Source organism: Streptomyces sp. NPDC022910, assembly GCF_055561075.1.
Map to the genome: position 1 here is coordinate 48,711 of NZ_JBVHHL010000045.1, position 13,561 is coordinate 62,271.

At 68.0% G+C, this 13,561-nt stretch carries 13 protein-coding genes and 3 pseudogenes; 8 read left to right on the top strand and 8 right to left on the bottom strand.

Annotation, left to right across the window (positions count from 1 at the left end):
- Positions 1-208: 208 nt before the first annotated feature.
- On the top strand, positions 209-334 hold the full coding sequence (locus ACZ3TS_RS31565; protein WP_467624655.1) for a hypothetical protein: 126 nt from the start codon (positions 209-211) through the stop codon (positions 332-334).
- Positions 335-435: 101 nt separating this feature from the next.
- Here ACZ3TS_RS31565 and ACZ3TS_RS31570 read toward each other — a convergent pair whose 3' ends face one another.
- Positions 436-849 (bottom strand): CoA-binding protein, encoded by a 414-nt coding sequence (locus ACZ3TS_RS31570; protein ID WP_467624680.1) that lies wholly within the window; start codon positions 847-849, stop codon positions 436-438.
- Between the two features lie 525 nt (positions 850-1,374).
- Between ACZ3TS_RS31570 and ACZ3TS_RS31575 the strand changes: the two genes are divergently transcribed.
- The 3 genes from ACZ3TS_RS31575 to ACZ3TS_RS31585 all read left to right on the top strand — a co-directional run bounded on the left by ACZ3TS_RS31575 (position 1,375) and on the right by ACZ3TS_RS31585 (position 4,152).
- Positions 1,375-3,075 carry an IS1634 family transposase gene (locus ACZ3TS_RS31575; protein ID WP_467624656.1) on the top strand — a complete coding sequence of 567 codons (1,701 nt, stop codon included), beginning with the start codon at positions 1,375-1,377 and terminating at the stop codon, positions 3,073-3,075.
- Positions 3,076-3,523: 448 nt separating this feature from the next.
- Complete coding sequence (locus ACZ3TS_RS31580) at positions 3,524-3,754, top strand: FitA-like ribbon-helix-helix domain-containing protein (RefSeq protein WP_467624658.1); 231 nt, start codon at positions 3,524-3,526, stop codon at positions 3,752-3,754.
- The gene (locus ACZ3TS_RS31585; RefSeq protein WP_467624661.1) at positions 3,751-4,152 is read left to right on the top strand and encodes a type II toxin-antitoxin system VapC family toxin; all 402 of its coding nucleotides are present in this window, start codon (positions 3,751-3,753) and stop codon (positions 4,150-4,152) included. The genes ACZ3TS_RS31580 and ACZ3TS_RS31585 overlap by 4 nt, the downstream gene beginning before the upstream one ends.
- A 211-nt stretch (positions 4,153-4,363) precedes the next feature.
- Here ACZ3TS_RS31585 and ACZ3TS_RS31590 read toward each other — a convergent pair.
- Positions 4,364-4,648: pseudogene (locus tag ACZ3TS_RS31590) on the bottom strand (transposase); the annotation flags it as partial.
- Between the two features lie 63 nt (positions 4,649-4,711).
- Between ACZ3TS_RS31590 and ACZ3TS_RS31595 the strand changes: the two are divergent.
- The gene (locus ACZ3TS_RS31595) at positions 4,712-5,128 is read left to right on the top strand and encodes a cupredoxin domain-containing protein (RefSeq protein ID WP_467624662.1); all 417 of its coding nucleotides are present in this window, start codon (positions 4,712-4,714) and stop codon (positions 5,126-5,128) included.
- A gap of 769 nt (positions 5,129-5,897) precedes the next feature.
- Here ACZ3TS_RS31595 and ACZ3TS_RS31600 read toward each other — a convergent pair.
- The 4 genes and pseudogenes from ACZ3TS_RS31600 to ACZ3TS_RS31615 form a co-directional block, all read right to left on the bottom strand.
- The gene (locus ACZ3TS_RS31600) at positions 5,898-6,308 is read right to left on the bottom strand and encodes a LytR C-terminal domain-containing protein (RefSeq protein WP_467624663.1); all 411 of its coding nucleotides are present in this window, start codon (positions 6,306-6,308) and stop codon (positions 5,898-5,900) included.
- 241 nt (positions 6,309-6,549) lie between these two features.
- Positions 6,550-6,984 (bottom strand): annotated as a pseudogene (locus ACZ3TS_RS31605) (LCP family protein); the annotation flags it as partial.
- 223 nt (positions 6,985-7,207) lie between these two features.
- On the bottom strand, positions 7,208-8,236 hold the full coding sequence (locus tag ACZ3TS_RS31610; protein ID WP_467624682.1) for an IS3 family transposase: 1,029 nt from the start codon (positions 8,234-8,236) through the stop codon (positions 7,208-7,210).
- Positions 8,233-8,625 (bottom strand): transposase, encoded by a 393-nt coding sequence (locus tag ACZ3TS_RS31615; protein ID WP_467624665.1) that lies wholly within the window; start codon positions 8,623-8,625, stop codon positions 8,233-8,235. Before ACZ3TS_RS31615 ends, ACZ3TS_RS31610 begins: the two co-directional genes overlap by 4 nt.
- Before the next feature lie 330 nt (positions 8,626-8,955).
- Here ACZ3TS_RS31615 and ACZ3TS_RS31620 point away from each other — a divergent pair, with 330 nt between their 5' ends.
- Positions 8,956-11,121 (top strand): DUF3289 family protein, encoded by a 2,166-nt coding sequence (locus ACZ3TS_RS31620; protein WP_467624668.1) that lies wholly within the window; start codon positions 8,956-8,958, stop codon positions 11,119-11,121.
- Positions 11,122-11,134: 13 nt separating this feature from the next.
- Positions 11,135-11,707 (top strand): hypothetical protein, encoded by a 573-nt coding sequence (locus tag ACZ3TS_RS31625; RefSeq protein WP_467624669.1) that lies wholly within the window; start codon positions 11,135-11,137, stop codon positions 11,705-11,707.
- A 79-nt stretch (positions 11,708-11,786) separates the two neighbouring features.
- On the opposite strand, the gene ACZ3TS_RS31630 is transcribed toward ACZ3TS_RS31625, so the two are convergent.
- Together ACZ3TS_RS31630 and ACZ3TS_RS31635 are read right to left on the bottom strand one after the other, a co-directional pair.
- A complete protein-coding gene (locus tag ACZ3TS_RS31630) occupies positions 11,787-12,110 on the bottom strand; it encodes a hypothetical protein (RefSeq protein WP_467624671.1) in 324 nt (107 codons plus the stop codon).
- Positions 12,107-12,262, bottom strand: a pseudogene (locus ACZ3TS_RS31635) (sugar ABC transporter permease); the annotation flags it as partial. The gene ACZ3TS_RS31630 and the pseudogene ACZ3TS_RS31635, both read right to left, overlap by 4 nt.
- 308 nt (positions 12,263-12,570) lie before the next feature.
- On the opposite strand from ACZ3TS_RS31635, the gene tgmB reads away from it, so the two are divergent.
- Positions 12,571-13,488, top strand: a complete 918-nt coding sequence (gene tgmB, locus ACZ3TS_RS31640; RefSeq protein WP_467624673.1) for an ATP-grasp ribosomal peptide maturase — start codon at positions 12,571-12,573, stop codon at positions 13,486-13,488.
- Positions 13,489-13,561: the final 73 nt, after the last annotated feature.

A 13,561-nucleotide genomic window follows, 5' to 3' on the forward strand; every position in this document is an offset into this window, starting at 1 on the left:
CCGAGACGTCAGACCTCGGATCAGCCGCCCGTTGAGACGATGCCGGTTGAGCCCCTGACAACTGCCCAGCACTGCTTGGACTCCGACGTCAACCCCCGAAGAATTTCCGGAGCCGACCACTAAGTTCGTGTCCTCGAAGGTTGAGCACGTGGGCTCTGGGGGCCGTGGAGGAACATGCCGACTGCGTGCGTAGGAGGATCCCGATTGGGTGACCGTGGTCCTGGACCGCGGTGACGACGTGCGGTTCACCCGGGCTGCCTTACGGTTCCTGTCCAAGGACGCCCGCGCCAAGACCATCCGGGCGCACCTGCAGCCGGGCGAGGTGTCACTGTGACACGCTGACGCCCGCCGACGACGTCGCCGAACACCCGCCCGGTGCCGACCAGGCCGAGGTGCGCCTGTCACCGTGACCGCGCAGTGGCCGGCTGGTGAGCGTCAGCCCAGCCCCAGCCGGGGTATCTCCCGTCCCGGGGAACGGTCCATCACCATCAGCAGGCCGGCCGCGCGAGTCCTGTCGTAGGCGGCCTCGTCTATGACGCCCAACTGGAACCAGACCGCCTTGGCGCCGATCGCCACAGCCTGGTCTGCGATGCCTCCGGCGAGGGCGGAGTTGACGAACACGTCCACCACATCCACCGGGAAAGGGATCTCCGCGAGGGAAGCGTAACCCTGCTCACCGTGCACCGTCTCGGCCTTTGGGTGCACGGGCACCACCCTTTTGCCGATGCGCTGCAGCTTCTCGGCCACGCGGTAAGCGGCCCGTTCGGGGTTGTCGGACAGGCCCACTACGGCCCAGGTGTCTCCGGCAGCGGTGAGAACCTGCCCTATTGTCGCGTCATCGCCATAAATCGTCATGTCCGGCACCGCCGTGCGGTGGTGAGTTCCGCACCGGTTACCGCCCACCGCATGATCACGGGGAGTGTCACGTCTGTGGATTTCGTCAGCCGCATGAGCAGACCTTAGCGAGTTTGAATACTGTATGCAATAGCTTCCTGCTGTTGTTCGACCGGAGCAGCAGGGGTAGTCACCCGCTCACTGTGCCGGCGTTGCGTGTTGGCCGCCGCGAGCAGGGTGGAGTCCTCTCCGCGAGCGGAGGTGAGCCCCTCGATCCTCCGACTCGACGCCGACTTCTGCCGCGCGCTCACGGGTTGGGACGCGTAGAGGCGGTAGCCACCCACCAGTCGACAGCACGACCCGGGTTCCGCAGCAAATCGACCTTCTGGCAGGTGCTGCGGGGCGAACGTGCTGGTCAGCGCGTCCGTGGTTAGCGGTACCGCCCAGAATTCCTAGTGACACTGAACTCCGGACTTCATTGCTGTGACCTGCAGACCCAGTAGGAGCAGCTAGCGATCACGGCTGCTAGGGTCGCTGCCTGTGTACGTGAAGGCATCCACGCGCAAGGACCGCGACGGCAAGACCGTGCGCTACCTCCAGCTCGCCCACAACGAGTGGGACCCGGTCGCCAAGGCCTCTCGCACCAAGGTCTTGTATTCCTTCGGCCGCGAGGACCAGCTCGACCGCCCGGCCATCGAGAGACTCATCGCCGCGCTCGGTCGGATGCTGGACCCGGCCGGAGCGCCGTCGGCCCCCGGCGAGGGCTTGGCCCTGACCGACTCCCGCCCGTTCGGCGCCGCGCACGCCCTCGACGCCTTGTGGCATCAGCTGGGCATCGACAAGGCCATGGCCAAGGAGCTGACGGGCCGCAAGATCGCCTCTCGCGTCGAGCGGGTGCTGTTCGCCCTGACCGCCAACCGCGCCCTGGACGCCTCCAGCAAGCTGGCCGCCACCGACTGGATCGCCCACGACACCCTCATCGACGGCCTCCCCGAGGTCAGCGACGATGCCTGCTACCGGGCCATGGACTGGCTGCTTCAGAGAGAACCCGCACTGGCGAAGAGGGTGTACTTCCAGGTCACCGACCTGCTCAACCTGGAGGTGGACCTGCTGTTCTTCGATACCACCAGCACCTACTTCGAGACCGAGGAGGCGGACGAGCCCGCCCCGCGCGACGCCGACGGACGCCTGCTGCCCGAAGGCAGCGACCCCCAACTGGCCTCCCACCACCGGGGATTCCGCGCCCACGGCAAGTCCAAGGACTCCCGCGACGACCTGCCCCAGGTCGTCGTCGGCATGGCCGTCACCCGCGACGGCATCCCGGTCCGCGTCTGGTCATGGCCTGGAGCGACCGCCGATTCCGGCCTGATCCGCCAGGTCAAGCGCGACCTGCGCGAGTGGTCGCTCTCGCGCGTCGTATGGGTCGCCGACCGCGGCTTCACCTCCGCCGCCAACCGCCGAGCCCTCATGCAAGGAGGCGGCGGCTACATCATCGGCGAGAAACTCCGCTCCGGCTCTCCCGAGGTCAAGGCCGCCTTGTCCAGGCCCGGCCGTTACGCGACCGTCCGCGACAACATGCAGGTCAAGGAGGTCAACATCGGCTCCGACGATCGGTTCGTGATCTGCTTCAACCCCGAACAGGCCCAACGCGACGCCACCATCCGCGCCAAGTTCGTCGAGCAACTGGAACAGGTCATCCACGGCACCGACAAGCTGAGCCGGACCGAACGCGCCCACCTGGCCGGGCAGTTGTCCACCAAACCCGGCCTGAAGCGGTTCCTGCGGACCACCCCCGGCGGGCTGCTGCGGATCGACAAGAAGAAGATCGCCGCCGAGGAGAACCTGGACGGCAAGTACCTGCTGCGGTCCTCCGACCCCAACTTGAGCGCCGAGGATATCGCTCTGGGATACAAGCAGCTTCTCGAGGTGGAAAGAGGCTGGAGGGACATGAAGCAACTGCTCGACCTCCGCCCGGTCTACCACCGCCGCGAGGACCGCATCCGCGCCCATGTCCTGCTGTGCTGGCTGGCGCTGGTGCTGATCCGCGTCGCCGAGACCCGCACCGGGACCACCTGGAACCGCATCCGCGAACAGCTCCAGCGCGTCCACGCCGTCACCCTCACCGGCCCGGCCGGCTCCTTCCGCCAGACCACCCAGCTCGCCAAGCCGCAGCAGGACCTGTTCGCCGCCCTGCAGGTCGAACCACCCAAGAAAGTCCTCGGCGTGACGACGCCCGCCTGACCAGCACGTTCACCGCGGCCTAGTGACACGCCCCGTCACTGGGCCACGCGGCGTTCCCGCAGGTCAAACCCTGGTTTCGGCGACTATGCGGCTACCTCTACTGCGGAACTCCTGAGGGAGAGCGGGATCGACCCGGCGCCCGAACGGAGCTTGAGTACTTGGGGCGACTTCCTGCGCTCCCAGGCCGATGCCCTGTTGGCCTGTGACTTCTTCGAGACGGTCACCCTGATCGGGGTGCGGCTGTACGTGTTCGCCGCCATCGAGCACGTACAGCCGCCGGGTCCGCATCCTGGGCGCCACTGCTCACCCATCCGCCCGGCCCCGAACTCGGCGCTCCGGAGTGCGTACCTAATCGACTACGGCACCGGACATGCCCACGAAGAACATGCAGGGTCGCAGCCAGATCACCAATTCTGCAGAATGCAGAAAATTGCGCTAGAATGCAGATATGAGTGTGCTCACCATCCGGGACGTGCCCGAAGACCAGATCCGTGTCCTCAAGACCCGTGCCGCCCAGGCCGGGAAGTCTCTCCAGGCGTACATGCAAGAACTGATCGCCACAGAGACCACCAAGCCGACCATGAGGGAGATGGCTGCACGACTGGAGCGCGAAGCCGCCGCGGAGTACGCCACCGATGACGTACTGGCAGCGATCGACGAGGGCAGGCTGGGCCGTTGATCGTCATCGACGCGTCGGCGCTGGTGGTCTTCCTGACCCATCACGGCGCCACCGGTAGCGCTGTCCGCACGCGCGTGGGCGAGGCCGTCACCGTCTACGCCCCCACGCTGATCGACTACGAAATCCAATCGGCGCTGCTCGGGATGCAGCGCGGCGGCAAGCTCACCGAGAAGCAGGTGACGAAGGCCATGACTGACTTCACGGCACTGCCTTTGGAGAAACACGACACCCTCCCCCTGTGGGAACGAGTTCGCACTCTTCACGCCAACCTGAGCGCCTACGACGCACAGTACGTCGCGCTCGCCGAATCCCTCGGCGCCCCGCTGATCACCTGCGATGGGCGGATCAAGCGCAGCGGTGCAGCCAAGTGCGATGTCGAGGTCTTCGGCTCGAACTGACCCGAACAGCCCCTGGGGGACGCCTTCCTGGTGGGACGCGGCTGGGCTGTTGCAACCGCCGGCGTCGCCTCGGAGTCGGAGATCTCCCCCGGTTCCGGCAGGCACCATCGACCGGTGCATACGACCGGGTCGCTACCGTCCGCCATACAGGCTGCGACGCAGGTAAGAAGGCGAACGGCTACGGCTGGTCTTCTGCGGGGGCTGTGTAGCGAACGGTGGTGATCACCGTCTTGGACCGGTGCCCCCTGCGGTAGTTCTCCCTACCACCCTCGGCCCGCTCACCGGGCTCGTGACCCAGATGATCAGTGAGCTCGCCCTCCAGCGCGGATTCCAACACCCGCTTGGTCAGCTGCTGCAGGAGGCCACCCTCCCCGGTGAGCTTCACGCCACCGGCCTGAGCCCGGGCAATCAACTCGGCGACCAGCCCGTCATCCACGGCGCTCGTCCCACTCACAGGGGCCTTCCCGGCCTCGGTGTCACTCGTCACGTCAGTCATCAACTGCCGCTTCCAGCTCGGGAGTTACACCAGTGACCGTACAGACCCAGTACCTCCCGCGACATGGAGGTGAAGCTGGCGGGCGGCACCTACGAGATCGCCTGCAAGCCCGGCCAGACCGGCGACGGCATCAGAACGAAGATCACCGTCGAGGGCGCCAAGGCCGACGAGGACACCGAAGCCGCCTACGACCGCGAAGTCGAGGTCGAAGCCGAGAACTTCCAGCTGGTGGGTCTGGAGAATTTCACCGCCAAGGCTGGCGAGAAGATCGAGTTCAAGCTGGAGAACAAGGGCACCGAGGAACACGAACTGGAGATCTTCGGCCCTGACGGCAAGGAGGCTGGCGAGGTCAGCCCGGTCAAGCCCGGCGCGACCGGAGAAGCCGTCATCACCCTCACCAAGCCCGGCACCTACACCTACAAGTGCGGCATCGGCAACCACGCCGACCAGGGCATGAAGGGCAGCTTCACGGTCAACTGACGAGCATTCACACGTTGAGGCGGACGGCGGCGCTCCCCCTTGGACGCCACCGCCCGCTGTCCACCCCGCCGACGGGAAACGCGAGCGTCCACCCAGGCTGCAGCCGACGGACCGTTCACTCAGCAGCTCGTTTCGATCCACCGCAGCACGGTGGCCAGTGATAGGCGAGAGTCGGCAGCCAGAACCTCCGGAGGGACCCCCTCCCGCCAGGCGGCAAGCACTGCCCGGCGCAGGGAAGCCGCGCGGACCACCAATCCCGCACGGAGCGCGCCGGCGGAGCCGGCCACCAGGGCGGGCGCGTCGTCGGCTAGACGGGAAGCGGCGAGCTGTACAGCGCGACGCTCCGCGGCCAGGGTGCGGCCGTGGCTGGTGGGTGCAGGTTGGAGGCCGTGGTCGTTCATGCGGTGATGCATTCCGCTGGCGGTCACCGACAGCCAGTCCCGCCGTGTGAGGTTGCCTTCGCCGCGCCATGCCCCTTGGGCGACGGTCGCGAGTACGCCGCAGAGCCAGCACTGCGGCACGGGAACGAAGCCGTTCGACGGAGGCGGGTCTGCGTCTCCGCGGGCACCCGGATCGTTGTGCATTCCAGTCATATTTCGTGGAGGGGGAAAGGTGCGCAGGTGGTGGCCGATGAGACAGCGGCCGCGGGGCCTGAATTGGCCCCGCACGGCTCCCGGGCAGAGCCGACGGGCGGTACGGCTACCCGACGTCTGAAGCGGCGTTGGGACGCCGGCCCCGCCCGGGAGTTCCTGGCCTCGGCCGCCAGCCCTCAGCCGCTGGGGGTGGGCAGGTCGGGGCCGACAGTGAGAGTGAGCGTGCCGGGGGCTGCCTGGTCGGAGAGTTTCGGTGTCAGTCCGTGCAGACGGTCGGCGAGAGCCTGGGCTTGTGGCGAGAGGCCTTGCGGGTAGGTGAGCGTGCTCTCCTCCGCGCGGGCGGGGGCGTTGCCAGTGGCGGTGATCTGGTAGCCGAGTGCGCGCAACTGGTCGGCGATTTTCTGGGCTGTGCCGGGGGTGCCGGTGCCGTTGAGGACCGTGAAGTGGATCGTCCCGGCCGCGGGTGGCAGCTGTGCGGTGGCCTTTTTCAGAGCCCCTTTGGTGGTTTCGTGGTCCTGGGCGAGGGCGGTGAACATCTCCTGGGCGGCGGGGTATTGCCAGGTGACGTTGGCCTTGTCGGTGGGCACGTCGCGCTCGCGGGGGGTAGTTCGGCACGGTCAGGAAGGCGATCCGGCTGGTGGGGATGCCTTTGACACTGCTGGCCAGGCTGTAGAGGGGTTTGATTCCCGCTAGCGTCGGATCAGTGGTCAGTGACTTGGTGGCAGAGTTGAGGAATCCGTACAGCGCGCTCGGGTCGTAGAGCTTGGATTTGGCGCGGCCGGCGAGGGACTGCATGAATTCCTGCTGGCGTCCGATGCGGCCGATGTCGCTGCCGTCGCCGACGCTGTAGCGGGCACGGACGTAGCCGAGAGCTTTTTCGTCCTTGACGAGCTGGCAGCCGGCCTTCAGATCGAGGTGGGCCTTGGTGTCATGGATGGCCTGCCGGGGGCAGACCTCGACGCCTCCCAGGGCGTTGACCATGCCGGTGAACCCGCCGAAATCGACGATCATGAAGTGGTCTATCCGGACACCGGTGTTGGCCTCGACGGTCTTGATGGTGCAGGCGGCAGCCTTGGCGGTGTCGCCGGTGGAGCCGCCGATCGCGAACGCCTCGCTGATTTTGAAGTGGTGGGCGGTGGACTGGGTGTTGGTGCCGCGGTCGCAGGCGGGGATCTGCACCCAGGAGTCGCGAGGGAAGGAGACGACGGTCGCCCACTTCCCGTTGCCGCCGGTGTGCAGCAACATCAGCGTGTCCGACTGCATCGTGGTGAGGTTCTTGCCGTAGGCATCGCCGAGCCCTTTGCGGCTGTCGGAACCGATGACCAGGATGTTCTGGCCGCTCCTGGCGGCCTTCGGCCGGTTGTCACCAAGTGAGTCGCCCAGGTCGGCGCCCTTGATGTTGCCGTTGAGCCGGCTGTAGATCCAGCCGCCCGTCGCCGCGGTGAGCAGGACCGGAACGTGTCAAGTCAAATGAGACAGTTTGAGGCTATGATTTCTGTTTCTGGGGTTCTGTCTCGGGCCGGGGTTCGTTGATCCACACGGCCGTGGGCAGTTTCGGGGGCTGGGGTCGGCGGCCGAAGCGTTCGGGGTGCGCCGCGTACGCCTGGGCGAGGGTGACGGCCCGCTGCTGGTGGACGAGGTCGGCGGTGCCGAAGTGGACGCTGGCCGGGGTGTGCAGGCCGATCGCCGAGTGCCGGTGCTCGTGGTTGTAGTAGGTGAGTAAACCGTCGCACCACTCGCGGGCGTGCTGCAGGGAGCCGAACCGCTCGGGGAAGTCGCCGCTGTACTTGACGGTCTTGAAGTGGGCCTCGCTGTAGGGGTTGTCGTTGGAGGTCTTCGGTCGGGAGTGGGAGCGGGTGACGCCGAGGTCGATCAGCAGCTGGGCGACCGGCTTGGAGGTCATCGAGGTGCCCCGGTCGGCGTGCACGGTGTGCGGCACGAGGCCGTTGCGGTCGATGGCGGTGCGGATCAACTCCTCGGCGATCAGGCTGTCTTCGCGGCCTGCGACGGTCCAGCCGACGACGTAGCGGCTGTAGAGGTCGATCAGCACGTACAGGTGGTACCAGTCGCCCTTGGCCGGTCCGCGCAGCTTGGTGATGTCCCACGACCAGACCTGCGAGGGGGCGTCGGCCACGAGCTCCGGTTTAACCTTGGCCGGGTGGGTGGCCTGGCGGCGGCGGTCGCCGTTCTGCCCGGCGGCCCGCAGGATCCGGTACATCGTCGAGGGCGAGCACCAGTAGTTTCCGGCGTCCAGCTCTCGTGCCCAGATCTGGGCGGGCGGTAGTTCGGCGTACTCCGGCCGGTTCAACAGCTCCAGCACGGCGGCCCGTTCGGCTGCCGACAGGGCCGACGGCGGAGCCGGACGCGGTGCGCGCACGGTCGGCGGGCGCGGCTTGAGACGTCGGTAGTGCGTCGCGCGGGAGCGGCCGGTCAGCTGGCAGGCCGCAGCCGTGCCCAGCTGTGTCTCCAGACCGGCGAAAGCCTCATCGACGACCGGGTCGAGGGCGTGCGTCAGTCCGCGCTCTCGGAGAGCAGTTCCAAGAGCGCATGTGCTTTTCCCAGCACCGCCAAGGCCGCGTCCTTCTTGGCGTTCTCCTTCTCCAGCCGGGCGACCTTCTTCCGCAGTTTCTCCAACTCCGCTTGCTCTGCTGCCTTTTTCGGCCGGGCCGCACTGGTACGCCGGTCGGTCAGGGTGGCCATCGCCCCGGCGTCCCGGGCGGCCCGCCACTCGATGATGTGGGAGTGATACAGCCGCTCACGGCGCAGGATCGCGCCTTTCTCACCGGTCGGGGCGGCGTCGTACTCGGCGACGATGCGCAGCTTGTACTCCGGGGAGAAGCGGCGGCGGGTCGGTCTGGGTGCCGGGTCCTGGGACTCGGCTATCGGGCCGTTCGTGCTGGTCATACGGGGTTGGACTCCTGTCTCGCCCAGGAAGGATAACCCGGCGCACCGGGTGTCTCACCAAAGACTGACAGGGAGGGCTCGGAGACCGCACCCCTGCCGAAGCCATGAGACGCTGGTCAAGACAACTCGCCTACCGCTGATTCGCAACGATCAGTGGAAACCGCCGGGCTTACCAATCTCCCAAACGTCTCAATTTCGCCTCCACCGCACCTTGGGAACCATCCCCCACGTCTGCTAGCTTTCCCGTTCGATTCCGAACTGCCTTGGCACAGCGGCAGCTTCGAGACAACAGGCATGTCTTCAGACATGTCTTCAGACATGGGAGGCCCCATGAACAGAAGCGCCGCCGTGCCCCTCGGCGCGGCCTTACTCCTTCTCCTCGGCACGGTCGTGCCCGCCGCCGCGGGAACCTTCGGCGACGGCGCGGCCACCGACGGGGCGACGCTCTACCGCGACAACACGGTCGACGTCTCCTACCGCCAGGTCGCCCCCGGCGACGCGGCGTGGAGCCAGGTCCCGGCCGCCCTCCGCGGCAGAGCGACGGAGGGCTCGTACGTCGCCCGGCTCCAGCTCGAGAACGTCTCCGATCACCCCGTCTCCAAATGGTCGCTGACCTTCGAGCTCTCTGACCGCATCACGGACACCTCCGCCGCGAAGCTCGCCGCCCCCCAGGACGCGCGCACGACGCTCCAGGGCGTCGGCCCCACGAACACCCTCCAGCCGGGCAGGACCGAGACCGTCTGGTACCGCGCCGAGCCCGGAGCCGAGGTCGATACCCCGACCTGGGCGTCCTTCGCCACGCACGGCATCTCGCCGACGGAGGACACCGACGGCGACCGCCTCCCCGACGACCTGGAGGTGCGCGCCGGGCTCGAGCCCAAGTCCGAGGACACCGACGGCGACGGCCTCTCCGACTTCGCCGAGCTCGGCTACGGCTTCAGCTCCCCGCTCAAGGCCGACACCGACGGCGACGGCACCAAGGACGGCGCCGAGGACCCCGACAAGGACGGCCTCACGGCCGCCCGCGAGCTCAAGCTCCGTACCACGCCCACCCGCGCCGACACCGACCAGGACGGCCTCGCGGACGCCCGCGAGCTGAAGCTCCGCACGGATCCCACCAAGGCCGACACCGACGGCGACGGCGTCCAGGACGGCGAGGAGACGAGGCTCAACGCCTCCCCCCGCGCTAAGAACTCCGCCTTCGACGTGACCCGCCGCGCGGACGGCGGCGCCACCGCCGCCGAGGCCACGCTCAAGGGGTTGCGCGCCAAGCAGGTCGGCGGCTTCCAGGTCACCAGGCTCCCTGCCAAGCAGCGGGAGTTCCCGGAGTCCACTCCGGGCTACCTCGGCAACGGCTTCCAGGTCTCCGCCCCCGCGGACCGCGCCGCAAGGCTCACCTTCCGCCTCGACCCCGACCGTATCGAGGGCACCGCACCGGCCCTCTACCGCTACGACGAGAAGGCCCGCCACCTCGTCAAGCAGTCGGGCCAGCAGCGCAGCGGCAGCACGATCACGGCCACCGCCACGGCCTACGGCTCCGCCAAGTACGTCGTCCTCGACAGCCACGCCTTCGACAAGGCAGGCCCCAAGGCCCCTGGCAAGCGAATCCTCGACGACGGCCCCGGCGACGGCGGAGACCCGGGTGACCCGCCCCCGACCGACATGCTGATCCACCAGTCGTCCTTCCTCGAGGGCCACCGCAAGGCCCCCGACCCCCTGCACCCGCCCGTCCCGGCCGACCCGCGCGTCGCCGACGACCTCACCTTCAACGACTACAACTTCGACGAACTCACCGACCTCGGCTGGGAGTTCTGGGTCGCCCGCATCACGCCCGAGTCCTGGATGTGGGCCGAGTTCAACGACATCATGAACTTCGGCAAGCTCGGCGCCGACGCCGACAACGCCCAGTCCGTCGACGACCTCCGCAACGCCTTCCGCTACGGCCGCGGCGGCCAGGGCGCGGGCACGGTCACCGTCGACGACAACTTCGACCCCGGCCGCTACCTCTACAGCGGCTCCGGCACGGCCCTCTCCCGCGCCGTCGGCGCCTCACCACAGGAGAAGGCGTACACGGACAAGGCCAGCCAGATCATCAAGCAGTCCCTCATCGACAGCAAGGGCCGCACCGATCAGCTCAAGGTCCAGGAGGACCTCTCCCAGAACTTCCTCTTCCAGGAGTTCCTCCGCCAGGACGTGAAGTACCCGGTGTACGACTTCTCGCTCTGGGACGGCAACCAGCGTGCCCTCTCCATCGCGATCCACCAGTTCCAAGGCCACACGATCGCGCTGAAGGACTACAAGGTCGAGGGCAACTCCTTCTCCGGCAAGCTCGTCTTCCACTCCTACGACCACTTCGGTCTCGACCCGGACGACGAGATCACGAACTACGGCTTCATCGACTGGTTTACGCTCCAGCACTATGACCGGTTCGACGGGAAGTACCCCCCGGCGATCGCGCAGGCGGACATCGAGATCCCCATCAGCGGCACGTTCTGACCTCGCCGACCTGATGCCCCACAGGCGATCGCCGGGCCGGGTCCTGGTCGTCACGCTGCTCGTCGTGACGGCCGGGTACCTGGCCTGGCGGGTCGCCGTCCTCGTGGGCCTGGAGGCCCACTTCGGCAGCGGCTTGGACGAGCAGCGCTTCAACCGGCTGCAGCAGGAGTACGACCGCCGCGAGGACGCCTTCGCCCGGGCCGACGCCCGGATGCGGAAGCTGATCGCGGAACACCCCCGCGCCGTACGCATCGACTGGAGCGGCTACCGGACTTGCGTCCGCGAGCCCGGCCGCCCCTCCGACACGTGCACGAAGACGCCCCCGCGCGACCAGAAGGTGTACGACGCCCTCTGGGGCGTCAGCGTGATCCTCTACCAGCGCAAGGACGAGGGCCGCACGTTCTACCGCTTCTACCACGAGGACCCCCCGCGCTACACGATCATGCGCGCCCCCGAGGACACCGCGGAGGAGGCCGAGGAGTACGCGGACGCCCACGGCTTCCGCTCCACCCGCCCCCTCGGGCCCGGCTGGACGATCCTCGGCCCGATCGACGACATCGGCCGCGAGGAGAAGCAGTTCCCGTAGGAGGGCTCGCGGAACGCTTCGCCGGGAAGCAGCAGGGAAGCAGCAGGCACGGGAGGAGACCCCCACCCCCGTGAACACGTTACTGATCTCCGCCGACCGTGTCATCGCAGGCCCCGCGGACCGGGTGAACCGCCGACGGCGCCGTGCTCGTCGACGAGAGCACCGGCGCCGTATCCGCCGTCGGCCCCGCCGCCGAGCTGGACGCGACGGTGGACCCCCAAGTGCCCCGCCTGCGCTGCCCGGGCGCGACGGTGCTGCCCGGCATGCTCGGCGCCGACGTCATCACGACGATGACCAGGAACTTCAGCCCCTGCGCCGTAACGCTCGGGCGCTCCATCCAGACCGGGCGCTCGGCGTGGCGGCGGTCGCGGCGCAGCAGAGCCGTAAAGGAAGCGGTGCTCATCGATAGACCCCCTGCTCGCCGAGGCGGTGTGCGACCTTGTTCGCGAGGTAGATGAGGACGAAGCCGATGACGCCCTTCATCAGGCCGGCCGCGGTGGACATGCCCCAGTCGCCATCGACGACGCCGTGGAAGTAGACGTAGGTTTCCACGACCCGCTGGAACAGCTCCCATAACTCATCCGGCACCAGCCGCTGAACCAGGTCCATGCCCCGCAGCGTAGCGACGATCACACCAAATGAGACCAGCTCTAAAGTTGCCCGCCGCACCGCCGCCTGGCGGTCGCCTCCGCCCACCGTGGGCATTCCCCGGAACTGCTCGCGCACTTCGGCAGGGGCGGTGATGATCAGGGTGCGGATCTGGTTGATGGCCTGGGTGCGGGCAACACCAGCCCGTCCACCGGCACCAGCCCCGACGGCAACGGCTCCACCCAGGACAGCGACACCGTGAGCGACGGCGACCAGTGAATGAGCCGAGTCCGGTGCTGGTCGTCACCACCTTGTACGACCCCACCGCCGACGTGGTGAGCCGCGAACTGCACGACCGGGACATCCCGGTCGTGCGGCTCGACTCGGGGGACTTCCCCGCATCACTGTCGGTGGAGGCCGAGATCACCCGCCACGGCGTACAGGGCCGCATCTCCACCCCGTCCCGCACCGCCGACCTGGCACGCGTCCGCTCCCTCTACTACCGGCGGCCCTCCGGGTTCGCCTTCCCACACCTGAGCGAGCAGGACGCACGCTTCGCCACCACCCAGGCCCGATACGGGCTCGGCGGCATCCTCGCTGCCCTGCCCGGCTGCCTGTACGTCAACCACCCGCACCGCATCGGGGACGCCGAGTTCAAGCCGTCCGGTCTGGCGGCCGCCGTCGAGGCCGGCTTCGACGTGCCCCCCACCCTCATCACTTCCAGCCCGGACGCGGCCCGGGCCTTCATCAAGCGGCACGCTCCGGTCATCTACAAGCCCCTGCACAACCCGGTGTATCTGGTCGACGGGGTCTCGTCCGTCGTCAAGGTCGCCGAGGTGACGGCCGACGAGATCGATGACCGTGTGGCCGGGACCGCGCACCTGTTCCAGCAGCGCGTGCCCAAGACGGCCGACGTCCGCGTGACCGTCATCGGCCGGCAGGTGTTCTGCGTCCGGATCGACTCCGACCTGCTGGACTGGCGCACCGATTACAGCCGCCTCAGCTACGCCCCCGTCCAACCGCCGCCGGGCATCGAGCAGGCCTTGCGCAACTACATGGACCACTTCGGGCTCGTCTTCGGCGCATTCGACTTCTGCGTGGGCGCTGACGGGCGATGGTGGTTCCTGGAGTGCAACCCGTCAGGCCAGTGGTACTGGCTGGAGACCGAAACCGGTAGCTGTCAATCCGGATGAGACGTCAGGCTGCTTGTGCGGCCTGTGATGACGCGGTGTCGGGTGCGGCTTCGGTGGCGGGTGGATTGATCCA